We start from the raw sequence: 23,133 nt of genomic DNA, 5'->3' as shown, positions 1-23,133 counted from the left end.
GCACCATCTGCCTGCACCACCTGCACAGCCGCCCCCCACGACACACGGCCCATCGCAGGAAGGCACCCCCATGAAGGTCCGCTCGGCCCTGACCGCGCTCGCCCTCGTCGTCGCCCCCGGAGTCGCCGTCATCGGCACCGCGGGCGACGCGTTCGCCGTCACGAAGATCAGCCACGCGACCGCCACCCAGCTGTTCCGCAACGCCGGCATCACCTGGTCGTCCTCCGGCAACTGCTCCGACCGCAACAACGCCACCTGTACGTCCTTCGACCAGCTCAACCTGGCCACCGCCCAGGGCGCCCAGACCCTCAAGGGGGCCAGCGGCTGCGCCCTGAACATCACCGGCGGCACCGAGACCGGCCACGCCTCCGGCACCTACTCGCACTGGAACGGCTACAAGCTCGACTACGGCAAGAACACGTGCGTCACGTCGTACGTCAAGAACACCTTCACCTACATCGGCCTGCGCGGCGACGGCGCTCCGCAGTACAAGTCCGGCTCCGGCAACATCTACGCCGACGAGGGCAGCCACTGGGACGTCCTGTACTACAACTGCGGCGGCTGCTGAGCCGGCGCAAGGGAGGGCGGTGACCGGCCCATGGGCCTGACCCGACGCGCACTGCTGCTGGCCGCCGCCCTCGCCGCCGCCCCCGCGCCCGGCGCCCGGGCGGCGGACGGCGACCCGTACGACGCCCTGCGCCGCCGCTGGCTCGGCATCGCGCTCGGCACGGGATACGACCCGGGCGCCGAGCCGTACGCCTCCCGGCTCGCGGAACTCGGCGGGCGGGCACGGGACTTCCGGGCCACCATGGCCCCCGCCCCGGACTCCCTGTGGCCCGGCCACCCCTTCGACCCGCCGTCCGGCATCACCTTCTCCTACGGCCGCCTGTGGACCATGGCCCAGGCCAACGCGCAGGAGGGCACCGGCTCCACCGGCGACCCCGGCCTCCTCGCCGACGTGCTCCGCGGCCTCGACCACCTCTCCGCCACCGTCTACCACCCCGGCACCACCCCCTACGGCAACTGGTGGGAGTGGCGGATCGGCAGCCCCCGCCTGCTGATGGACATCACGGCCGCCCTGTACGAGGGGCTCGGCCCGGACCGGATCGCGGCGGCCTGCGCGGCCGTCGACCACTTCGTCCCCGACGCGATGCTCACCGACTACTCCGGCACCTCCACCGGTGCCAACCGCGTCGACCTGTGCCGTTCGGTCGCCCTGCGAGGTGTCCTCGGCCGGGACGGCGGCCGGATCTCCCTCGCCCGGGACGCGCTCTCGCCGGTCTTCCCGTACGTCACCGGCGGCGACGGCCTCTATGCCGACGGCTCCTTCGTCCAGCACACCTCGGTCGCCTACACCGGCACCTACGGGCAGGTCCTGCTCGACGGCCTCGGCCGGCTGTTCGCGCTGCTCGCCGGCTCGGAGTGGGAGGTGACGGACCCCGCCCGGCGACACGTCCTGGACAGTGTCGAACACGCCTTCGCGCCCCTGCTCCACGACGGGCTGGTGATGGACTGCGTCAACGGCCGCGCCCTCAGCCGCGGCCGGTTGCGGGGCGACGACCTGGGGATCATGCGCAGCGACCACTACCACGGACACGCCCTGATCGCCGCCGTCGCCCTCCTCGCGGGCGGTGCCGGCGAGGCGGAGCGAGAGCGCTGGCACGGCCTCGTCCGGGGCTGGATCCAGCGGGACACCGTCACACCGGTGCTGACGTCACCCCAGTTCGGGGTGGCCGACCTCGCGCGGCTGCACGCCATCGCCCGGGCGCCCGGCCCCGCCACCCCCGAACCCCCCGGCCACCGCCTCTTCCCGGCCATGGACCGCGCCGTCCACCGCGCCCCCCGCTTCACCGCCGCCCTCGCCATGGCCAGCGACCGCATCGCCCACTACGAGTGCGGCAACGGCGAGAACCCGCGCGGCTGGCACACCGGCTCCGGCATGCTCTCCTGGTGGCCGAGGGGCGGCGGCGACCAGTACACGGACTGGTACTGGCCCACCGTCGACTGGTACCGGCTGCCCGGCACCACCGTGTCGACCCGGCGGCTCGCCGACCGCGCCGGCGGCGAGTGGGGTGCCCCCCGACCGGACGTCCGCTGGGTCGGCGGCACCACCGACGGCACGCACGCGGCGGTCGGACAGCACCTCAAGGGCCTCGGCTCCACCCTGGAGGCCCGCAACTCCTGGTTCTTCCTGCCCGACGGCGTCGTCTGCCTCGGCGCCGGGATCGGCTGCGCCGACGGCGTCCCGGTCGAGACGATCGTGGACAACCGCAATCTGGGCGAGAACGGCACCCAGAGCTTCGTGCGCGGCCGGAACTGGGCGCACCTGGAGGGCCACGGCGGCTGGGTCCTGCTCGACGGGCCGGACCTGCGCACCCTGCGCGAGGACCGCACCGGCGCCTGGTCCGACATCAACACCACCAGCGACGACGAGCGGCGCACCCGGCGCTGGCAGACCCTGTGGCTCGACCACGGCACCGACCCGGCCCGCGCCCGCCACGCCTACGTCGTCCTGCCCGGCGCCTCCCGCGCCGAGACCGCCGCCCGGGCCGCCGACCCGCGCCGGCTGTCCGTCCTCGCCAACGACACCGCCCGCCAGGCCGTCGCCGTACCCCGGCTGGGGCTGACCGCGGCCACCTTCTGGCGGGCCGGTACCGTGGGGGAGCTGACCGTCTCCGCCGGCGCGAGCGTCCTCGTCGTCCGCCGGGGCCGGACGGCCACCCTCCACGTCAGCGAGCCGCCCCGCACCGGCGTCCCGCTGGAACTGGTCTGGGACCGTCCGGTGCGTGCCGTCGTACGGGCCGGCGACGGTGTCGAGGTCCTTTCGGCCGACGGCCGTCTGAGGCTCCGTGTCACTCCGGGGATGGCATGTTCCACCCACGAATGTGAGGTGGCTCTCAGGTGACGTCTTTGTGGCACACCTACAACCGACCGGCCTCCTGAGCAGTCGGAACGGCTGCATGCGGGGATGGTTCTGTTCACTCGTACCAGGAAAACGGGCCGGAGACTGTACAGAGTCAACGGCTCGCTTTCCTCGGTCTCCTTCGTATGGTCACTACATGACCGTTTTGGAAGAGACGACGGGTGAGCCGACCGGCGAGCCGACGGACGCGCGCGGACGGGTCGCCGAGCTGCACGAGATTCGTGCCCAGGCCGTCGCCGGCCCCAGCGAGAAGGCGACCGAGGCGCAGCACGCCAAGGGCAAGCTGACGGCGCGGGAGCGGATCGAGCTGCTCCTGGACCCCGGGTCCTTCCAGGAGGTCGAGCAGCTACGCCGGCACCGGGCGACCGGCTTCGGCCTGGAGGCCAAGAAGCCGTACAGCGACGGTGTCATCACCGGCTGGGGCACGGTGGAGGGCCGTACGGTCTTCGTCTACGCCCACGACTTCCGGATCTTCGGCGGCGCGCTCGGCGAGGCCCACGCCACCAAGATCCACAAGATCATGGACATGGCCATCGCGGCCGGTGCCCCGCTGGTCTCCCTGAACGACGGCGCGGGCGCCCGCATCCAGGAGGGCGTCAGCGCGCTCGCCGGCTACGGCGGCATCTTCCAGCGCAACACCAAGGCGTCCGGTGTCATCCCGCAGATCTCCGTGATGCTCGGCCCGTGCGCCGGCGGCGCGGCCTACAGCCCCGCCCTGACGGACTTCGTCTTCATGGTCCGCGAGACCTCCCAGATGTTCATCACCGGCCCGGACGTGGTCAAGGCGGTGACGGGCGAGGAGATCACCCAGAACGGCCTGGGCGGTGCCGACGTCCACGCGGAGACCTCCGGCGTCTGCCACTTCGCGTACGACGACGAGGAGACCTGCATCGCCGAGGTGCGCTACCTCCTCACGCTCCTCCCGCAGAACAACCGCGAGAACCCGCCCCGGGTGGACTCCTCCGACCCGCTGGACCGCCGCGGCGACGTCCTGCTCGACCTGGTCCCGGCCGACGGCAACCGGCCGTACGACATGGCCAAGGTCATCGAGGAGATCGTCGACGACGGCGAGTACCTGGAGGTCCACGAGCGCTGGGCCCGCAACATCATCTGCGCCCTCGCCCGCCTCGGCGGCCAGGTCGTCGGCATCATCGCCAACCAGCCCCAGGTCCTGGCGGGTGTCCTGGACATCGAGGCGAGTGAAAAAGCTGCGCGCTTCGTCCAGATGTGTGACGCTTTCAATATCCCGATCGTCACGTTCCTGGACGTCCCCGGGTTCCTCCCCGGTGTCGACCAGGAGCACGGCGGAATCATCCGCCACGGCGCGAAGCTGCTGTACGCCTACTGCAACGCGACCGTGCCGAGGATCTCGCTCATCCTGCGCAAGGCGTACGGAGGTGCCTACATCGTCATGGACTCCCAGTCGATCGGCGCCGACCTCACCTACGCCTGGCCGACGAACGAGATCGCCGTGATGGGCGCGGAAGGCGCGGCCAACGTCATCTTCCGCCGGCAGATCGCCGAGGCCGAGGACCCCGAGGCCATGCGTCAGAAGATGGTCAAGGAGTACAAGGCCGAGCTGATGCACCCCTACTACGCGGCCGAGCGCGGCCTGGTCGACGACGTCATCGACCCCGCGGAGACCCGCGAGGTCCTGATCAGGTCCCTGGCGATGCTGCACACCAAGCACGCCGACCTGCCCTCGCGCAAGCACGGCAACCCCCCGCAGTAACCGAGCGGACCCGCCGCGGCAACCCCGCGGACCTCTCTCTGACGGAGACTGACATCCATGAGCACTCCTGACATCCGCGTCGAGAAGGGCCACGCCGAGCCCGAGGAGGTCGCCGCCATCACGGCCGTCCTCATGGCCCGCGCGGTCGCCCTCCCGGCGCCCTCGGCCACGCACCGGGCCCGCGCCAAGGCGGGCTGGCGCCGCCTGGAACGCGAACCCGGCTTCCACGCCCCGCATAGCTGGCACTGAGCCCGTACGTCCCTGAAGGGGGCCCACCCACCCGGGTGGGCCCCCTTCGGCGTGCGGGCACGACAGCGAAAAAAGGGGGGTGCTCTCTCCGATCCGGAGAGGGCACCCCCCTTTGTCTGTTCGTCTACCGCGCGGCAGCGCTACCGCAGGCGCGCCATGAGGGCGTGCTCGACGAGGGTGATCAGCGCCGACTTGGCGTCCGCGCGGTGGCGGGCGTCCGTCGTGATGATCGGGGTGTCGGGGCCGATCTGGAGGGCCTCGCGCACCTCGTCCGGCGAGTACGGCTGGTTGCCGTCGAAGCCGTTGAGGGCGATGACGAAGGGCAGGCCGCTGTTCTCGAAGTAGTCGACCGCGGGGAAGCAGTCGGCCAGACGCCGGGTGTCCACCAGGACGATCGCGCCGATCGCGCCGCGCACCAGGTCGTCCCACATGAACCAGAAGCGGTCCTGGCCGGGGGTGCCGAACAGGTACAGGATCAGGTCCTGGTCCAGGGTGATACGGCCGAAGTCCATGGCCACCGTGGTGGTGGTCTTGTCCCCGGTGTGGGTGAGGTCGTCGATGCCGGCCGAAGCGGACGTCATGACGGCCTCTGTGCGCAGCGGGTTGATCTCCGAGACGGCGCCGACGAACGTGGTCTTGCCCACGCCGAAGCCGCCCGCCACCACGATCTTCGCGGAGGTGGTGGAGCGGGAAGGACCGCCGCTAGAGCTTGCGAAGTCCACTGAGCACCCTTTCGAGCAGTGTCACGTCTGGCTGGCCACCGGCGTTCTCGTCGCCGCCGGGCTGATGGATGGCGACCAGGCCCGCCTCCGCCAAGTCGGCGACGAGAATCCTGGCCACGCCGAGGGGGATCGTCAGCAGGGCCGAGACCTCGGCCACCGACTTGATCTCCCGGCACAGGTTGCAGATCCGCTGATGCTCGGGCAACTGGCCCTGCATCTGGTGCGGAGCAGCGGTGGTGTGCACCAGTGCCTCGATGGCGAGCTGGTAGCGCGGGCGGGTCCGGCCGCCGGTCATGGCGTACGGACGCACCAGGGGGTTGTTCGCCGCCGGGGCCGGCTCGGGGCGGCGCTGCGGCTGCACCGGCTGGATGCGCGGGGCCGGGGGCTGGTCGTACGGGGACGGGCCCGGGCCCTGGGGGGTGTACGGCTGCCGGTGGCTGGGAGCGGAGGGGAAGTTGTACCGGTTCGCCGAGCCGTCGCCCTGACCCTGGGCAGGGCCGTACGACCAGTTGCCCGAAGACGAACTGCCTGGGGGTGTTGCCACTTTCTCCTCCTCCGAACTGCGCCGGGCGCCCGAAAATCTGTGGAGCCGCGTCCCGAAACCTTACGGCCCCGGGACACGCATACGCACCGTTCGATTACTAGTTGAGAAGGCTTCCCTGGAGCTCCGCGCGGAGATCCGGGGTCAGGACCGTGCCCGCGCGGTCCACCAGCAGGGCCATCTCGTACCCGATGAGGCCGATGTCCGCTTCCGGATGGGCCAGGACCGCGAGCGACGAACCGTCGGAGATGGACATGAGGAACAGGAATCCCCGCTCCATCTCCACAACCGTCTGGTTCACGCTGCCGCCCTCGAAGATGCGCGAGGCACCGGCGGTCAGCGAGGTCAGACCGGAGGCGACGGCGGCGAGCTGGTCGGCGCGGTCACGGGGGAAGCCTTCGGACATCGCCAGAAGGAGTCCGTCGGCGGAGACCACCACCGTGTGGGACACCCCCGGGGTGTTGTCCACGAAGTTGGTGATCAACCAGTTCAGGTTCTGTGCCGCCTGGCTCATCGGGCTCACACTAACGCTCCTGGTTGTAGGTGCTGTCAGGGCCACCGTGCTGATCGGTGGTTGCCTGGCCGTTCGTTTCACTGCCTGCGCTGCGTCCGCGCTGGACGCCCCGGCGCAGGTTGCTCAGCCGGCCCCGGACGTCCTCCGGAGCGCGGGAGACCTGCGGGCCTCCCTGGGGGGTGTTCTCGGCGGCGCCCTCGACCAGGTTGGCCTTGGGTACCCGCCGCGGCAGACCGGAGGCGGTGACCCCGCCTGCCTTGGGCTTGCGGAGCTGGGCGGCCTGCTGCCAGCGCTCGTCGTTCGCCGAGCGCCAGTCGCCGGCACCGCCCGCCGCCGGTGCACCCGGAGCGTCACCCTGTGCGGGAGCCGGCGTCTCCTGCCGTACCCGCGCCATGCCGTTCGCGGGGCCGGCACCCTGGGCACCGCCCGCGGGTGAACCGCCGCGGCGGGGCAGCCCGGCGTCGGTCAGCCGGGGTGCGGTGGCGGAAGCCGGGTCCGGACGGTCGAAGCCTACGCGGTTCCGCTCACTCGCGTCAGCGGCCTGCGGGGCTTCCGTTTCCGGAGCGTACTGGGCCGGATAGCCGTTCTGGTAGCCGTCCTGCTGGGGCCAGTCGTCCTGGTAGGACGGGGCCTGGGCCGGTTCCGCATAGGCGGACGCGGACTCCCCGTAGCCACCGTTCGCCGAGAAGCCGTCGTTCTGCTGCCGCTCGGCGTCCGGTGCGTAGTACTGCTCGTCGTACGGCTTCTCGTACGACCCCGAGTACGTCTCCTGGTACGGCTGTTCCGGGTACGACTGCTGGTCCTGGTACGGCTGCCGGTCCTGGTACGGCTGCTCCGGGTAGGAGGCCTGCTGCCGCTCCTCGTACGCGGACTCCTCGTACGGCGACTGCTGCGACTGCTCCTGGTAGGACTGCTGCTGCTGCCCCTCGAAACGCGGGTCCCCGTAACCGGCCGCGTCCTGCTGCGGTTCGGCGGGGTCGTCGTGGGACTGGGTCTCCAGGGCGGCGCGGCGCCCCTCCCGCATCAGGGAGCGGCCGACGGGGTCCAGGTCACGGAGGTCGTCGGGGACCTCGGTGTACCGGCTGTCGTCGAAGCCGAGTTCGGCGGCGGTCCGCAGCGGCGGCTGCTGTTGCTGCTGCTGGCCGAAACCCTCACCCTGGAACTGCTGCTCCGGGATGATCTGCGAGACGGTGAACTCCTCGCGGTCCAGCGGGACCTCGCCGCCACCGCCGTGCGTGATCGCGTCCGGCAGCATGACCAGGGAGGTCGTACCGGCCTGCTCGCCGGAGGGACGCAGTTGGACCCGGATGCCGTGCCGGTCGGACAGCCGGCCGACCACGAACAGGCCCATGCGCTGGGAGATCGCGGCATCCACGGTCGGCGGGTTGGCCAGCTTGTGGTTGATGTCCGCGAAGTCCTCGGCCGTCAGACCGATGCCCTTGTCGTGGATCTCGATCATGACGCGGCCGTCGGGCAGCCGGGTCGCCGTGACGCGGACCTTGGTCTGCGGGGAGGAGAACGTGGTGGCGTTCTCCAGCAGCTCGGCCAGCAGGTGCACGAGGTCGGTGACCGCGCGGCCGTGGATCTCGGCCTCCGGCACGCCCGACAGCTCGACGCGCTCGTACTGCTCCACCTCGGAGGAGGCGGCACGCAGCACGTCGACCAGCGGGACCGGCTGGTCCCAGCGGCGGCCGGGCTCCTCACCGGCGAGGACCAGGAGGTTCTCGCCGTTGCGGCGCATACGGGTCGCGAGGTGGTCCAGCCGGAAGAGGTTCTCTAGCTGGTCCGGGTCGGCCTCGTTGTTCTCCAGGTCGGTGATCAGGGTCAACTGGCCCTCGATCAGCGACTGGTTGCGGCGCGACAGGTTGGTGAAGATCGCGTTGATGTTGCCCCGCAGCAGCGCCTGCTCGGAGGCGAGCCGCACCGCCTCGCGGTGGACCTGGTCGAAGGCGCGGGCGACCTCGCCGATCTCGTCCTTGGTCGTGATGGGGATCGGCGCCACCCGGGTGTCGACCCGGCCGGGATCGGTGCGGGAAAGCTGGTCGACCAGCATCGGCAGACGCTGCTCGGCGATGCCGAAGGCGGCGTTGCGTAGCTGGCGCATGGCGCGGCTCATCTGGCGGGCCACCAGGCCGGCCAGGATGAACGCGGCCAGCAGGGCGATGACGACCACGCCACCCGTGATGAACGCCGAGGTCTTGGCGTCGTCGGCGATGCCCGACGCCTCGTTCACGGCCCGGTCGGCCATGGCGGACTCGATCTGGCGGTAGGCCTTGTACTTCAGCGTGTTCAGCGCCCACCAGTTCTCGGCGGTGATACCGCTCTGGGCGAGACCCTGGCGGGTGACCGCGCTGGTGTCCTTCATCGTGGCCAGCGCGCCGACGAACTTGGACGGGTCGGACGGCGGGGCGACGTACCGCGGGTTGCGCGCCTTGGCCTCCTCGGCCAGGGCGGCGCCGTCAGACTTGATCTTCGCCTCGGCGTCGGTCAGCCGCTGCGCGTCGGCCTCGGTGCCACCACCGATGTACTCCTCCCGGGCGATGCGCTCCAGGTAGGTGTACGAGGACAGGGAGACCCGCTGGGTCGCCAGGTTCGGCGCGTCGGGACCGGGGTTGACCAGCAGGTGCGTGCCGATCGACCGCTCCAGCGACAGGGCCGCCTTGGTCAGCGACATGGCGTAGACGGTGCGGCCGTAGGAGGTGATGTTTCCGGTGCCCAGACCGAGTTCGTTGGCGAACTCCATCAGGGGGTGCGCGAGGGTGACGTACCCCTCCTCCGTCTCCACACCGTGGGTCCTGGAGGTGTACGCGGCCTGGCGCAGCGTGACCAGCTTGGGCTCGGCCTCACCGAACAGCTTCAGCCGGCGCACCAGGCCCGGCGTGCGCGGCATGCTCTTGGTCGCCTCGGCGAACGTTCCGGCGGCCTGGTCCGTGGCCTTGCGGGCCGCTTCGACGGTCTGCTTGTCGGCGGCGTCCTTCTTGTTCCGGAGCAGGGGCGCCGCGGTGACGTCACGCTCGTTCTCGAGGGCGTCGGCGTAGCCGAGGGCGGCCCGCACCAGACGGGCGGTGCTCTCGGCGTCGCGGGCCTGCTGCCAGGTGTCGATGGAGTTCTTCACCTGGAAGCCGCCCATGACGAGGCCGACCATCACGGGTATGAGCAGAATGGCGTTCAGACGGGTGGGTACGCGCCAGTTGCGCGGGGAGAAACGGCCGCCGCTGGACACGGGAGTGGCCGCCGGCTCCGCTCCGGGCGCGATGGTGGGCGCCGCAGCGCGCGGCGGCGGGGTGAAGTTGCCCCGCGCCGACGGCTCGGGACCGTTCTTGCTTCGCCTCACTCGACCAACAACCTCTCGGCGGTCGGCACCTTCGTCGTGCCGCAGTCTCTCAGAGCCCGGTTCGTCATCGACCACTCAGTACGCACTCAGTACGTCTTTGACCATTGGGCAGTTCAGGCATTCCAGCACGTGGAGCAGTGCACATCCAAACAGTGCAAAGCCGGGGATGGTGCAGTTGTAAACGCCAGATAAAACGGTCATAAAGAGCGAGCCCCGCCAAAAGGCGGGGCGTTCATGAGCACAGCGGCACCACGCGACCGCATCGCGTGGTGAAACCGGAAGATTCCTCTGCCGAACTGTTATGAACGCCGGAGCCGACCGTGTCTAAGGCCACAGCCGGCTCCGGAACCTTCACGACAACTGCCCTGTCGCCCGTCGTGTACGAGTGCTATCGCAGGCGCGCCATGAGGGCGTGCTCGACGAGGGTGATCAGCGCCGACTTGGCGTCCGCGCGGTGGCGGGCGTCCGTCGTGATGATCGGGGTGTCGGGGCCGATCTGGAGGGCCTCGCGCACCTCGTCGGGGCTGTACGGCTGGCTGCCGTCGAAGCCGTTGAGGGCGATGACGAAGGGCAGGCCGCTGTTCTCGAAGTAGTCGACCGCGGGGAAGCAGTCGGCCAGACGCCGGGTGTCCACCAGGACGATCGCGCCGATCGCGCCGCGCACCAGGTCGTCCCACATGAACCAGAAGCGGTCCTGGCCGGGGGTGCCGAACAGGTACAGGATCAGGTCCTGGTCCAGGGTGATACGGCCGAAGTCCATGGCCACCGTGGTGGTGGTCTTGTCCCCGGTGTGGGTGAGGTCGTCGATGCCGGCCGAAGCGGACGTCATGACGGCCTCTGTGCGCAGCGGGTTGATCTCCGAGACGGCGCCCACGAACGTGGTCTTGCCCACGCCGAAGCCGCCCGCCACCACGATCTTCGCGGAGGTGGTGGCCCGACCCGTGTCAGAGCTTGCGAAGTCCACTGAGCACCCTTTCGAGCAGCGTCACGTCCGGAGCGCCGCCGTTGTTCTCGTCGCCACCCGGTTGGTGGATGGCGACCAGGCCGGCCTCGGCGAGGTCGGCGACCAGGATCCGGGCCACTCCGAGCGGCATGGCCAGCAGCGCGGAGACCTCCGCGACCGACTTGACCTCGCGGCACAGATGGCAGATGCGCTGGTGCTCAGGGAGCAGTCCCATGAGCGCTGCCGGATCGGCCGTGGTGCTGATCAGCGCCTCGATGGCGAGCTGATACCGCGGCCGGGTCCGGCCGCCGGTCATCGCGTACGGCCGTACCAGCGGCTGGTCGCCCTCGTCCCCGTACGGCTCCGCGTACGGATCATGATGAGCGGTGGGCGGGGTCATGAATCCTCCGGGCGGGACAGCAAGTCGGTCAGTCAAGCCGTCTGACGGGGCCGGTGGGGGGATTGTGGCGGCCGGACGGTGTTTTCGTGAGGTGGGTGGTGCCGGGGGCGGTCAGTGAAGCAGACTGCCCTGGAGTTCGGCGCGCAGGTCCGGGGTGAGGACCGCACCCGCGCGGTCGACGAGCAGTGCCATCTCGTAGCCGACGAGGCCGATGTCGCACTCGGGGTGGGCCAGAACCGCGAGGGACGACCCGTCCGAGACGGACATCAGGAAGAGGAACCCGCGTTCCATCTCGACGACCGTCTGTGCGACCGTGCCGCCCTCGAAGATCCGGGACGCCCCGGCCGTCAGCGAGGTCAGCCCGGACGCGACGGCGGCGAGCTGGTCGGCGCGGTCACGGGGGAAGCCTTCGGACATCGCCAGCAGAAGGCCGTCGGCGGAGACCACCACTGTGTGGGACACCCCAGGGGTGTTGTCCACGAAGTTGGTGATCAACCAGTTCAGGTTCTGTGCCGCCTGGCTCATCGGACTCAACTAACGCTCCTGCTGGTGAGTGGGGCTCGGGAAGCTGCCGGTCTGGCCGCTGCCGGCCTGACGGCCCTGAGCGATGCCCCGACGAAGATTGGTCAGCCGTCCGCGTACGTCGTCAGGCGCACGCGAGACCTGCGGACCGGCTTGGTGCTGTTGCTGCTGAGCGGTCCCCGGGACCAGGTTCGCCCGGGGCACGCGGCGCGGCAGGCCGGAGGTGGTGATCCCACCCGCGGCGGGCTGCCGTACGCGCTCGGCCTGCCGGACGAGTTCGTCGTTCGGCGAGGTGCGCCAGGAACCGGTGTTCGAGGCGGACTGCTGGGGAGCCGGGGCGGGTGCCTGCGGCTGCTGCGGCGCGGGTGCGTTCTCCTGCTGCTGCATGCCGTGGAACCAGTTGGTCTCCAGCGTGTCGTACAGCGGGGTACGGCCGTCACCCGGGCCGCTGGCCGGCGGCAGCGCCTCCGGCTCGGGCCGGACCGGACGCTGCTGCGGCTCCTGGCGGACCGGACGCTGCTGCGGGGCCGGCGGGCGCGGGGCGCCGACGTCTTCCCGGCCGGCCGGCTGCGGGCGCCCGAACTGCCCGGTCTGCGCGGGGTTCTGGCGACCCGGCAGGGCGTGCTGCCCGGTGGAGCCGCCGTCGAATCCCTGCGGTGCCTGGGGGGTCTGCGGCGCCTGGGGCGCCTGCGGGGCCGGGAACTGGCCCGTGTGCCGGTCGCCGTCGTCCTGCCGCGCGGGCGCCGCCGACGTGCCGAACACGTCGGAGCGGACGAACGGGTCGGTGCCCTGCTGGCTGCCGGGGCCGTCGAAGCGGCCCGGCTGCCGGCCGGCGTCGGGATGTGCGAACCGGCCCGGCTGCTGCCCGGCGTCCGGGCGGGCGAACTGGCCCGTGTGCGTGGCGGAACCGGGGACGTCGGGCAGCTCCGGACGCGGGTACTCGCCCGTGCCGGACGGACCCTGCGCGTCGGCCCGCGGCATCCCGGTGACCGAGCCCGGACCCTGCCGGTCGTCCACGCGCGGCATGGGCGCGGTCTGCGCCGGGTCCTGCTCGTCGTGACCGCGCGGGGTGTCCAGCGAGGCACGCGACAGCGGGGCCTGGGAGTTGCCCCAGTCGGACGTGCGGGGCTGCGGAGCACCGCCGGGCAGCTCGGCCCGCGGACCACCGCGCGGCGGCAACTGGGGCTGGCGGCCCTGGTCGGAGCCGGCGGACCGCTGCGTGTCACGGCCGCCGAAGGCACCCTGCTGCGGTCCGCCCGGGTTCGCGGCCTGGAGGCCCTGCGGGGCGCCCGGCGTCTGACCGCCGAAGGCACCCGCACCGGGACCGGCGGCGGGGGGCGGGCCCTGCTCGAACGCGGACGGGTTCCTGGGGGACTGCCGGCCCTGCTGCGGGGCACCGCCCTGCGGGCCGCGCGCTCCGCCCGGCGCGCCGGGACGGCCGCCCTGGCCCGTGCCGGGCAGCGCGGCCCGGGAACCGTGGGCGGAACCGACCTGGCCGCGCGGGCCGGGACCGGAACCGAGCAGACCGCCACCGCCCGGGGCGCCGCCGCCGTTGTTGCCGTTCGCACGCCGGGCCGCGGCCGCGCCGGCGGCTGCCTGCGCGGCGGCCGGACCACCGGACGACACGGGCGCGCCGGACTTGCCGCCGACGGGCTTCTTGCCGCCCTGGGCGACGTCCACGGGCAGCATGACCAGCGCGGTCGTACCACCGGAGTCGGAGGGGCGTAGCTGGATGCGGATGCCGTGGCGCTGCGACAGACGGCCGACCACGAACAGACCCATGCGGCGGGAGACGGAGACGTCCACGGTGGGCGGCGCGGCGAGACGCTCGTTGATCGCCGCGAGGTCCTCGGGGGAGAGGCCGATACCGGTGTCGTGGATCTCGATCAGCACCCGGCCGTCGGGCAGCGCGTGACCGGTGACCTTGACCTTGGTCTGCGGCGAGGAGAAGGACGTCGCGTTCTCCAGCAGCTCGGCGAGCAGGTGCACGAGGTCGTTGACCACGCGGCCGGCCACTTCGGTGGTCGGCACGGAGGCCAGCTCGATGCGCTCGTACTGCTCCACCTCGGACGCGGCGGCACGCAGCACGTCGACCAGCGGCACCGGACGCGTCCAGCGGCGGCCGGGCTCCTCACCCGCGAGGACGAGGAGGTTCTCACCGTTACGGCGCATACGGGTGGCGAGGTGGTCCAGCTTGAACAGCGAGGAAAGCTGGTCCGGATCGGCCTCGCGGGACTCCAGCTCGGAGATGAGCGAGAGCTGACGCTGGATCAGACCCTGGGAGCGGCGCGAGAGGTTGGTGAACATCGCGTTGACGTTGCCCCGCAGCAGGGCCTGCTCGGCGGCGAGGCGGACCGCCTCGCGGTGCACGTCGTCGAAGGCCGCGGCCACCTGGCCGATCTCGTCCCCGGAGTGCACACCGACCGACTCCACGGAGGTGTCGACGTCCTGCGGGTCCGACTCCGAAAGCTGCTTGACCAGCTCGGGCAGCCGGTCCTGGGCGACCCTCGTCGCGGTCTCCTGGAGCCGGCGCAGCGACCGGATCATGGAGCGGGCCACGACGAACGCGCCGACCAGCGACACGCCGAGCACGAGCAGGATCAGCGCACCGGAGATGATGGCGTCACGCTGGGTGGCGCTCTTCAGCTCGCGGGCCTTCTGCTCCATCTCCTCGAGCAGCGTGTGCTCGATCTTCTTCATCTGCTCGAGCTTGGTCGAGCTGGCGTCCACCCAGTCGCGGTAGGAACGCGCCGGTAGCTGCTGGAGGCCGTCGGGGGACTCGAAGGAGCGCTTGGCGTAGGTGTCGGCCGTCTTGATCGTCGCGTTGCCGTCGTCGATCGGCTGGAGGAGCAGCTCGGCGTCCTGGTTGGCGTAGATCTTCCGGAAGATCGCCAGCTCGGAGCCTTCGCTCTCGTACGCCGACTGGCCGTAGAGGCGGTCGTTCTCGGAGAGGTCGCCCTTGGTGGCGGTGGTCGCGGGCAGCGCGGCGGCGATCATGGCGCGCTGCACGGACGCGTACTCCTTGGCGGTGGAGAAGGCCGCCAGGGCGCGGGTGCGCGAGATCATCTCCGGGTTGCTGGACGCCTCGGCCATGTCCTGCGAGAGGCCGATCAACTGGGTGATGAGCCGGTGGTAGGACTCGACCGTCTGGGTCGCGTTGTCCTTGGACGTGTACGCCTTGTCGCGGATCTTGGCGAGGTCGTCAAGCTGGTTGGCGAGACCGACGAGCGCGTCACGCACGCCCTGGAGGTTGCCGTCCTTGCTGGCCGCGTCGATCTGCTCGGAGGCGTCCAGGAAGTTGTCGCGGGCCCGGTTGGTCTTCTGCTGGTAGGCCTTGACCTGGTAGTCGTTCGTCTTCAGGCCGCCGTGCGACAGGGGGCCGGCGGACTGGTCGCGCTCGTCCTGGAGCGCATGGGCCAGCTCGGTCGCCTGCTTGGTCATGTCCGTCAGCAGCTTCATGTTGTCGAGCTGCTGGATGTCGTTCATGTTCTGGTCGATGCGCAGCGCGCCCAGCGACGTCGCCGCGACCACGGGCAGCGCGAGCAGCGACACCAGGCGCGTGGAGATGCGCCAGTTGCGCAGGGCCAGGCGCGAACCGGCGGTCGGGAGCTGCGTGGCCTTCGCCGCCGGCGTGGGGCTGCCCGCGGACGCCGCCGTGGTGGGGCCCGACGAGGCCGGCGCGCCGGGGCGCCCGCCGCGCTCACCGCCGTCCCCGGACGGGCCCGGACCCTGGCTGTGGGCGTGCTGGGGCGAGGAGCTGCCCTTCTTGGGGCCAGTCCCGTCGTGCGACTCCGGCTCCGCCGAAGCGCTGCCATCCCTCTTGAAACGTCCCTGCACTAGCGTCGCAACCTCTGGACCAGGCGCCCCTCCGCTTGAACGGAGGGACACGGTGTCGGCGTCGTGGAGAGCGCCCTGAATACGCCCCCCGGGTGGTCTTGAGTGACCGGCGCTGGTTCCCCCCTTGTCCCACCGCCGCTCGGCGCTGTGTAGCGCCCCCTGCACCGGCTCGATCCCGCGGCGGTCCGTGGAATTCCAGCACAGTGCAGGATCTCCAACAAGGGCAGTGGGCCGAGCTGTGACCTACGTGACGGGTTGTGAGGGGTGGGTTACCAGCCGTGGGGTCGATCTCGGTGCAAACGGGGCGTACCGCTGCGAGTCGGCGCTGGGTGCGAGGTGTCCCAGTCGCCATGATCAGGAGCGGAATGGTGGGTTCAGGGGGTCAATGTCCGTTTCTCCGAGGCGGGTTGGCGGCCGGAATTGACCGGTTTGCCCGTGAGTTCGTGAGCAAACTCACAGGCATCTCGTGCGCGGTCGGCACCTTCGGCGGGGAATCGGATGTTTAGCCTGACGCTTTACAAGAGCGGCCACTCCGACCAGAGGCACAGGACGACAACGGTGAAGACGACGATGATGTTCCGCCCGATTGCCAACCCGCGGCGCACGACCCTGGCGCACCTCGAGGACAGCGGCGACCTGGCCACGCCCGAGCTGCCGGAGCACACGATCGACCTCCCCGCCCAGACGGCCAACCCCCGGCGCACGATCCTCATGGAGGTCCCGGCCGGCGCCGGAGCCCCGGCCGGCGCGTAGCCGACAGCACCGCCGGGCGCGGCCGGAGAGATCGCACGACGATCCCCCGGCCGCGCCCGTCCCTTTCCCGGCGGACCCCCTTCACACCGGTTAACCTGGGGCGTCAGTACGCCGGTTCTCAGTGAGGGGCGCAAGGATCCCGTGCGCATCGCCAGGTTCTCCATCGACGGGAACGTCGCCTTCGGCGCGGTCGAGGGCGACAAGCAGGACGAACTCGTCCTCGACATCATCAAGGGCATCCCGTTCGCGGACTACGAGCTGTCCGGGACGAAGGTGCCGCTCGCCAAGGTCAGACTGCTCCCGCCGGTCCTGCCCAACAAGGTCGTGGCGTTCGGCCGCAACTACGCCGACCACGCGCGTGAACTGGGCAACGAGGTGCCCGAGGCGCCGTTCGCCTTCTTCAAGCCCTCCACCTCGGTGATCGGCTCCGGCGACGACATCCAGTACCCGTCGTTCACCGAGGAGCTCCACCACGAGGCCGAGCTGGCCGTCGTCATCGGCCGCATGTGCCGCGAGGTGCCGCGCGACCGCGTCAAGGACGTGATCTTCGGCTACACCTGCGCCAACGACGTCACCGCCCGGGACGTCCAGCGCCGCGAGAAGCAGTGGGCCCGCGCCAAGGGCTTCGACACCTCCTGCCCGCTCGGCCCGTGGGTCGAGACGGACCTGGACCTGGAGCGCGCGAACGACCTGACGATCCAGCTCACGGTCGGCGGCGAACAGCGCCAGCTCGGCCGTACGAGCGAGATGCTCCACTCCATCGAGGACCTGGTCGTCAACATCTCCGAGGCGATGACGCTGCTCCCCGGCGACGTCATCCTCACCGGCACCCCGGCGGGGGTCGGCCCCCTCCACGTCGGCGACGAGGTCGCCGTCACCATCGAAGGCATCGGCACTCTCACCAACAAGGTTGTCAAGCGTGGCTAGCGCACCCGGCTCCCCCGTACGCGTCCGTTTCTGTCCCTCGCCCACCGGTAACCCCCACGTGGGCCTGATCCGGACCGCCCTGTTCAACTGGGCGTTCGCGCGGCACCACCAGGGCACCCTCGTCTTCCGCATCGAGGACACCGACGCGGCCCGCGACTCGGAGGAGTCCTACCAGCAGCTCCTCGACGCGATGCGCTGGCTCGGCTTCGACTGGGACGAGGGCCCCGAGATCGGCGGTCCCCACGCGCCCTACCGCCAGTCGCAGCGCATGGACATCTACCGGGACGTCGCCCGCAAGCTGCTGGACGCCGGCCACGCGTACCACTGCTACTGCTCCCAGGAGGAGCTGGACACCCGCCGCGAGGCCGCCCGCGCCGCCGGCAGGCCCTCCGGCTACGACGGCCACTGCCGCGACCTGAGCGCCGGGCAGGTCGAGGAGTACGAGGCCCAGGGCCGCACCCCGATCGTCCGCTTCCGGATGCCCGACGAGACGATCACCTTCACCGACCTGGTCCGCGGCGAGCTGACCTTCACCCCGGAGAACGTGCCGGACTACGGCATCGTCCGCGCGAACGGCGCCCCGCTGTACACGCTGGTCAACCCGGTCGACGACGCCCTGATGGAGATCACCCACGTCCTGCGCGGCGAGGACCTGCTCTCCTCCACCCCGCGCCAGATCGCCCTGTACAAGGCGCTGACCGAGCTGGGCATCGCCAAGCGGACCCCCGCCTTCGGCCACCTGCCGTACGTGATGGGCGAGGGCAACAAGAAGCTCTCCAAGCGCGACCCGCAGGCCTCCCTGAACCTTTACCGGGAGCAGGGCTTCCTGCCCGAGGGCCTGCTCAACTACCTGTCGCTGCTGGGCTGGTCGCTCTCCGCGGACCAGGACATCTTCACGATCGACGAGATGGTCGCCGCCTTCGACATCGCCGACGTGAACCCCAACCCGGCGCGCTTCGACCTGAAGAAGTGCGAGGCGATCAACGGCGACCACATCCGCATGCTGGAGGTGAAGGAGTTCACCGAGCGCTGCCGCCCGTGGCTGAGGGCGCCGTTCGCCCCGTGGGCGCCGGCGGACTTCGACGAGGCCAAGTGGCAGGCGATCGCCCCGCACGCCCAGAGCCGGCTGAAGGTCCTCTCCGAGATCACCGCCAACGTCGACTTCCTCTTCCTCCCGGAGCCGGTCTTCGACGAGGCGTCGTGGACCAAGGCGATGAAGGAGGGCTCGGACGCGCTCCTGCGTACGGCCCGCGAGAAGCTGGAGTCCGCCGACTGGACCTCCGCGGAGTCCCTCAAGGAGGCCGTCCTGGCCGCCGGTGAGGCCCACGGGCTCAAGCTCGGCAAGGCCCAGGCGCCGGTCCGTGTGGCCGTCACCGGTCGCACCGTCGGCCTGCCGCTCTTCGAGTCCCTTCAGATCCTGGGCAGGGAGCGGACGCTGGCCCGTATCGACGCGGCGCTGGCCGAGCTGGCGTAACCGGGCGGACCACGGCAGGGGCGGCATCCGGGGTTCCGGGTGCCGCCCCTTCGCCGTCGGCGGGGCCGTCCGGTGCCGGGCTGCGCAGCCCGTCGGCAAGGCCCCCGCGGACCGCGTCCCGGCCCCGTCGAACTCCCGGCGCTCCGCCGCGCGGATACCCGTTTTGGAGCCCCGTCCACCTTCGGGTAATGTTCTTCCTGCGCCGAGGGGAGCGGGCCGGAAGGCCGGAACCTCACGGAGCACGCTAGAACGAGAACCCCGCAGGGGCTTGAGTTCCAGTGGCCTATGGTGTAATTGGCAGCACGACTGATTCTGGTTCAGTTAGTCTTGGTTCGAGTCCAGGTAGGCCAGCTCGCAGAGCTTATCTGCAAAGCCCCCGTTGTGTAGCGGCCTAGCACGCTGCCCTCTCAAGGCAGTAGCGCCGGTTCGAATCCGGTCGGGGGTACAGATCCTTCCCGCGAGGACAGCCGGGTCGCACCCGCTGACCTCGACGCAGGATCGCTAGGGCCCCCGTTGTGTAGCGGCCTAGCACGCCGCCCTCTCAAGGCGGTAGCGCCGGTTCGAATCCGGTCGGGGGTACTGACTGGTCTAAACCATCATTGGTCTATGGTGTAATTGGCAGCACGGCTGATTCTGGTTCAGTTAGTCTTGGTTCGAGTCCAGGTAGACCAGCTCAGGATCTGCGGAAACGCAAGATCCAGGCCCCCGTTGTGTAGCGGCCTAGCACGCCGCCCTCTCAAGGCGGTAGCGCCGGTTCGAATCCGGTCGGGGGTACGTACAGGGAAGGCCCTCCACCTCGGTGGAGGGCCTTCGCCGTGTGTGCCGCCGCGGGCGGAAGCGCCGGATCACCGACCGGAGCGGGAAAACGCCCGCTGCGCGGGGGAGCGGTGTGCCCCGCCCGACGACGTACGGCAGACCTTGGACGATGCCCTGACGAAGGCGCGCGCACGGTCGGGCCGGCCGGGGCGGACCGCCGGTCCGTCCACTCCCGCCGGAGAAGGGCGGCCGCGGCGTCGGGGCCGCCCTTTCCGGGCGAGGAGGGGACCGGCGGCGCTCAGCCCGTGCGGCGCAGGGCCTCGGACAGGCGGCCGGCCGCGTCGATGACCGCCTGGGCGTGCATCCGGCCCGGGTGGCGCGTCAGGCGCTCGATGGGGCCGGAGACGGACACGGCCGCCACCACCCGGTTGGAGGGCCCGCGCACCGGCGCGGAGACGGACGCGACGCCCGGCTCGCGCTCGCCGATCGACTGGGCCCAGCCCCGCCGCCGTACGCCCGACAGGGCCGTCGCCGTGAAGCGGGCGCCCTGGAGGCCGCGGTGCAGGCGCTCCGGCTCCTCCCACGCCATCAGGATCTGCGCCGAGGAGCCCGCCTTCATCGTGAGCGTGGAGCCGACCGGGACGGTGTCCCGCAGGCCGGACAGCCGCTCCGCCGCGGCCACGCAGATCCGCATCTCGCCCTGGCGCCGGTAGAGCTGCGCGCTCTCGCCGGTGACGTCGCGTAGGTGGGTGAGCACGGGGCCCGCCGTCGCCAGCAGGCGGTCCTCGCCCGCCGCCGCCGCGAGTTCCGCGAGGCGCGGGCCGAGGATGAACCGGCCCTGCATGTCGCGTGCCACCATGCGGTGGTGTTCCAGGGCCACGGCCAGGCGGTGGGCCGTGGGTCGTGCCAGTCCGGTGGCCCCGACCAGACCCGCGAGGGTGGCCGGACCGGACTCCAGAGCGCTCAGGACGAGGGCCGCCTTGTCCAGAACGCCGACGCCGCTACTGTTGTCCATGCAACGATACTCACGTCTCACTCTGTGAAACGCAAGTTCAATTTTCCGTGGAACGCGCCACCCTGGAATCACACAGCGGCCCGCAGACCAACGGGCCCGGCGGTGCACGCCCGGAATCACGACTTCAGGGGCCCCGAGAAGGGCAGTCGCCGCTCCTCAAGATCTCTAGTTGGGCCGGTGGACGTTCGCCGGCCGGAGGGAAAGCGATGGGTAGGACACTCGCGGAGAAGGTCTGGGACGACCACGTCGTCCGGCGCGCCGAGGGCGAGCCCGACCTCCTCTACATCGATCTGCACCTGCTGCACGAGGTGACCAGCCCGCAGGCCTTCGACGGGCTCCGCAAGAGTGGCCGCCGGGTCCGCCGCCTCGACCTCACCATCGCGACCGAGGACCACAACACCCCGACCCTCGACATCGACAAGCCCATCGCCGACCCGGTCTCCCGGGCCCAGCTCGAGACGCTGCGCAAGAACTGCGCCGAGTTCGGGGTGCGCCTGCACCCGCTGGGCGACGTCGAGCAGGGCGTCGTCCACGTCGTCGGCCCGCAACTGGGCCTCACCCAGCCCGGCACCACCGTGGTCTGCGGCGACTCGCACACCTCCACGCACGGCGCCTTCGGCGCGCTGGCGTTCGGCATCGGCACCTCGCAGGTCGAGCACGTGCTGGCCACCCAGACGCTGCCGCTGGCCCGCCCGAAAACCATGGCCATCACGGTCGACGGCGAACTGCCCGACAGCGTCACCGCCAAGGACCTGATCCTGGCGATCATCGCGAGGATCGGCACCGGCGGCGGCCAGGGCTACATCCTGGAGTACCGCGGCTCCGCCATCGAGAAGCTCTCGATGGAGGCCCGGATGACCATCTGCAACATGTCGATCGAGGCCGGTGCCCGCGCGGGCATGATCGCCCCCGACGAGACGACGTTCGCCTACCTCCAGGGCCGCCCGCACGCCCCCGAGGGCGCCGACTGGGACGAGGCCGTCGCCTACTGGAAGACCCTCCGCACGGACGACGACGCGGTCTTCGACGCGGAGGTGGTCATCCGCGCCGACGAGCTGTCGCCGTTCGTCACCTGGGGCACCAACCCCGGCCAGGGCGCGCCGCTTTCGGCGGACGTCCCCGACCCGGCTTCGTACGAAGACGCTTCGGAGCGCCTCGCCGCCGAAAAGGCCCTGGAGTACATGGGGTTGGCGGCCGGACAGCCGCTGCGGAGCATCTCCGTGGACACCGTCTTCGTAGGCTCCTGCACCAACGGCCGCATCGAGGACCTGCGCGCCGCCGCGGACATCCTGCGGGACCGCAAAGTCGCCGACGGTGTACGGATGCTGGTCGTGCCGGGCTCCGCGCGCGTGGGTCTCCAGGCCGTCTCCGAGGGCCTGGACGTGGTCTTCAAGGAGGCCGGCGCCGAGTGGCGGCACGCGGGCTGCTCGATGTGCCTCGGCATGAACCCCGACCAGCTCGCCCCGGGCGAACGCTCCGCCTCCACCTCCAACCGCAACTTCGAGGGCCGGCAGGGCAAGGGCGGCCGTACCCACCTGGTGTCGCCGCAGGTCGCGGCGGCCACCGCCGTCCTGGGCCACCTCGCCTCCCCGGCCGACCTGACCGACGACCGTACGCCCGCTGGAGTCCGATAACCATGGAAGCCTTCACCACCCACACCGGCCGGGCCGTGCCGCTGCGCCGCAGCAACGTCGACACCGACCAGATCATCCCCGCTCACTGGCTCAAGAAGGTCACCCGGGACGGCTTCGAGGACGGGCTGTTCGAGGCCTGGCGCAAGGACCCGGAGTTCATCCTCAACCACCCAGAGCGGCGGGGCGCCACGGTCCTGGTCGCCGGCCCCGACTTCGGCACCGGCTCCTCCCGTGAGCACGCCGTCTGGGCGCTGCAGAACTACGGCTTCAAGGCCGTGATCTCCTCCCGCTTCGCGGACATCTTCCGGGGCAACTCGCTGAAGAACGGCCTGCTCACGGTGGTCCTGGACCAGAAGACCGTGGACGCGCTGTCGGAGCTGACCGAGGCCGACCCCACGGTCGAGGTCACGGTGGACCTCGAGGCCCGTGAGGTGCGCGCCCCCGGCATCACCGCCCCCTTCGAGCTGGACGAGAACTCCCGCTGGCGGCTGCTGAACGGCCTGGACGACATCTCGATCACGCTCCGGGACGAGAGCGACATCGCCACCTACGAGGCGGGGCGGCCCGCCCACAAGCCGCGGACGCTCCCGGTCTGATCCGGCGCGCCCGGACCCCGAGCGGGTCGGGTTTCGGCCACCCCAACACCCCTCCTGTACCCCCGATCGCCACGATTGGGGGTACAGCCATGTCCGCACCCGAACGGCCCCGCGCCTTCCCCCTGGTCCACCCAACCTCCCACGTTACAAAGGAAGTTGGCCGGGTAGGTGAGTGCCGTGTTCACGTCCTCCGCAAGTGCCTGGAAGGCCAATTGCGGCGGCAGTTGCCCCCTGCGCAGGCGACAACTCGCCCCAGATGGC

18 protein-coding genes, 5 tRNA genes and 1 pseudogene are annotated in these 23,133 nt (G+C 71.0%); 15 read left to right on the top strand and 9 right to left on the bottom strand.

Annotated features, from left to right (window positions below):
* Nucleotides 1–70: 70 nt before the first annotated feature.
* The 4 genes from D9753_RS10345 (at nt 71) to D9753_RS10330 (ending at nt 4,904) form a co-directional block, all read left to right on the top strand.
* Nucleotides 71–568, top strand: coding sequence for a hypothetical protein (locus D9753_RS10345; protein WP_121786730.1), 498 nt, complete (start codon nt 71–73; stop codon nt 566–568).
* Between the two features lie 30 nt (nt 569–598).
* The gene (locus tag D9753_RS10340) at nt 599–2,905 is read left to right on the top strand and encodes a polysaccharide lyase 8 family protein (protein WP_121786729.1); all 2,307 of its coding nucleotides are present in this window, start codon (nt 599–601) and stop codon (nt 2,903–2,905) included.
* A 154-nt stretch (nt 2,906–3,059) separates the two neighbouring features.
* Nucleotides 3,060–4,655 (top strand): acyl-CoA carboxylase subunit beta, encoded by a 1,596-nt coding sequence (locus tag D9753_RS10335; RefSeq protein WP_121786728.1) that lies wholly within the window; start codon nt 3,060–3,062, stop codon nt 4,653–4,655.
* Between the two features lie 57 nt (nt 4,656–4,712).
* Nucleotides 4,713–4,904, top strand: a complete 192-nt coding sequence (locus D9753_RS10330; RefSeq protein ID WP_121786727.1) for an acyl-CoA carboxylase subunit epsilon — start codon at nt 4,713–4,715, stop codon at nt 4,902–4,904.
* A 140-nt stretch (nt 4,905–5,044) separates the two neighbouring features.
* On the opposite strand, the gene D9753_RS10325 is transcribed toward D9753_RS10330, so the two are convergent.
* From D9753_RS10325 to D9753_RS10290, 8 genes are all read right to left on the bottom strand, one after another.
* Nucleotides 5,045–5,626, bottom strand: coding sequence for a GTP-binding protein (locus tag D9753_RS10325; protein ID WP_029183992.1), 582 nt, complete (start codon nt 5,624–5,626; stop codon nt 5,045–5,047).
* Entirely contained in the window at nt 5,607–6,170 is a 564-nt protein-coding gene (locus tag D9753_RS10320; RefSeq protein ID WP_121786726.1) for a DUF742 domain-containing protein, read from the bottom strand. The genes D9753_RS10325 and D9753_RS10320 overlap by 20 nt, the downstream gene beginning before the upstream one ends.
* Nucleotides 6,171–6,267: 97 nt before the next feature.
* Nucleotides 6,268–6,681: a roadblock/LC7 domain-containing protein gene (locus D9753_RS10315; protein WP_030948713.1), complete on the bottom strand. Its 414-nt coding sequence runs from the start codon at nt 6,679–6,681 to the stop codon at nt 6,268–6,270.
* 10 nt (nt 6,682–6,691) lie between these two features.
* Nucleotides 6,692–10,015, bottom strand: coding sequence for a sensor histidine kinase (locus D9753_RS10310; protein WP_205614109.1), 3,324 nt, complete (start codon nt 10,013–10,015; stop codon nt 6,692–6,694).
* Between the two features lie 388 nt (nt 10,016–10,403).
* On the bottom strand, nt 10,404–10,979 hold the full coding sequence (locus tag D9753_RS10305; RefSeq protein ID WP_121786724.1) for a GTP-binding protein: 576 nt from the start codon (nt 10,977–10,979) through the stop codon (nt 10,404–10,406).
* Nucleotides 10,960–11,358 (bottom strand): DUF742 domain-containing protein, encoded by a 399-nt coding sequence (locus D9753_RS10300; protein WP_009190816.1) that lies wholly within the window; start codon nt 11,356–11,358, stop codon nt 10,960–10,962. Before D9753_RS10300 ends, D9753_RS10305 begins: the two co-directional genes overlap by 20 nt.
* 111 nt (nt 11,359–11,469) lie before the next feature.
* Entirely contained in the window at nt 11,470–11,883 is a 414-nt protein-coding gene (locus tag D9753_RS10295) for a roadblock/LC7 domain-containing protein (RefSeq protein ID WP_023546525.1), read from the bottom strand.
* A 9-nt stretch (nt 11,884–11,892) separates the two neighbouring features.
* Nucleotides 11,893–15,717: a sensor histidine kinase gene (locus tag D9753_RS10290; RefSeq protein ID WP_205614108.1), complete on the bottom strand. Its 3,825-nt coding sequence runs from the start codon at nt 15,715–15,717 to the stop codon at nt 11,893–11,895.
* A gap of 558 nt (nt 15,718–16,275) precedes the next feature.
* Here D9753_RS10290 and D9753_RS10285 point away from each other — a divergent pair.
* From D9753_RS10285 to D9753_RS10250, 9 genes and pseudogenes are all read left to right on the top strand, one after another.
* Complete coding sequence (locus D9753_RS10285; protein ID WP_121791002.1) at nt 16,276–16,470, top strand: hypothetical protein; 195 nt, start codon at nt 16,276–16,278, stop codon at nt 16,468–16,470.
* Nucleotides 16,471–16,611: 141 nt separating this feature from the next.
* Complete coding sequence (locus D9753_RS10280; protein ID WP_121786723.1) at nt 16,612–17,397, top strand: fumarylacetoacetate hydrolase family protein; 786 nt, start codon at nt 16,612–16,614, stop codon at nt 17,395–17,397.
* A complete protein-coding gene (gltX, locus tag D9753_RS10275) occupies nt 17,390–18,871 on the top strand; it encodes a glutamate--tRNA ligase (RefSeq protein ID WP_121786722.1) in 1,482 nt (493 codons plus the stop codon). Before D9753_RS10280 ends, gltX begins: the two co-directional genes overlap by 8 nt.
* 96 nt (nt 18,872–18,967) lie before the next feature.
* Nucleotides 18,968–19,060 (top strand): annotated as a pseudogene (locus D9753_RS39320) (HAD family hydrolase); the annotation flags it as partial.
* Between the two features lie 90 nt (nt 19,061–19,150).
* Nucleotides 19,151–19,222 (top strand) — tRNA-Gln (locus D9753_RS10270).
* A gap of 21 nt (nt 19,223–19,243) precedes the next feature.
* Nucleotides 19,244–19,316, top strand: a tRNA-Glu gene (locus D9753_RS10265).
* A 61-nt stretch (nt 19,317–19,377) separates the two neighbouring features.
* Nucleotides 19,378–19,450: transfer RNA gene (locus D9753_RS10260), tRNA-Glu, on the top strand.
* Nucleotides 19,451–19,471: 21 nt separating this feature from the next.
* Nucleotides 19,472–19,543, top strand: a tRNA-Gln gene (locus D9753_RS10255).
* A 29-nt stretch (nt 19,544–19,572) separates the two neighbouring features.
* Nucleotides 19,573–19,645 (top strand) — tRNA-Glu (locus tag D9753_RS10250).
* Nucleotides 19,646–19,925: 280 nt separating this feature from the next.
* Here the strand turns inward: D9753_RS10250 and ndgR are convergent.
* Nucleotides 19,926–20,642, bottom strand: a complete 717-nt coding sequence (ndgR, locus tag D9753_RS10245) for an IclR family transcriptional regulator NdgR (protein WP_121786721.1) — start codon at nt 20,640–20,642, stop codon at nt 19,926–19,928.
* A 206-nt stretch (nt 20,643–20,848) separates the two neighbouring features.
* Between ndgR and leuC the strand changes: the two genes are divergently transcribed.
* Both leuC and leuD read left to right on the top strand, forming a co-directional pair.
* Nucleotides 20,849–22,276 (top strand): 3-isopropylmalate dehydratase large subunit, encoded by a 1,428-nt coding sequence (gene leuC / locus D9753_RS10240; protein ID WP_121786720.1) that lies wholly within the window; start codon nt 20,849–20,851, stop codon nt 22,274–22,276.
* 2 nt (nt 22,277–22,278) lie between these two features.
* Nucleotides 22,279–22,872, top strand: coding sequence for a 3-isopropylmalate dehydratase small subunit (leuD, locus tag D9753_RS10235; protein WP_121786719.1), 594 nt, complete (start codon nt 22,279–22,281; stop codon nt 22,870–22,872).
* The last annotated feature ends 261 nt before the right edge of the window (nt 22,873–23,133 follow it).

This window comes from Streptomyces dangxiongensis (assembly GCF_003675325.1).
Taxonomy (GTDB): Bacteria; Actinomycetota; Actinomycetes; order Streptomycetales; family Streptomycetaceae; genus Streptomyces; species Streptomyces dangxiongensis.
This window is presented reverse-complemented; position numbering and strand designations above follow the sequence as displayed.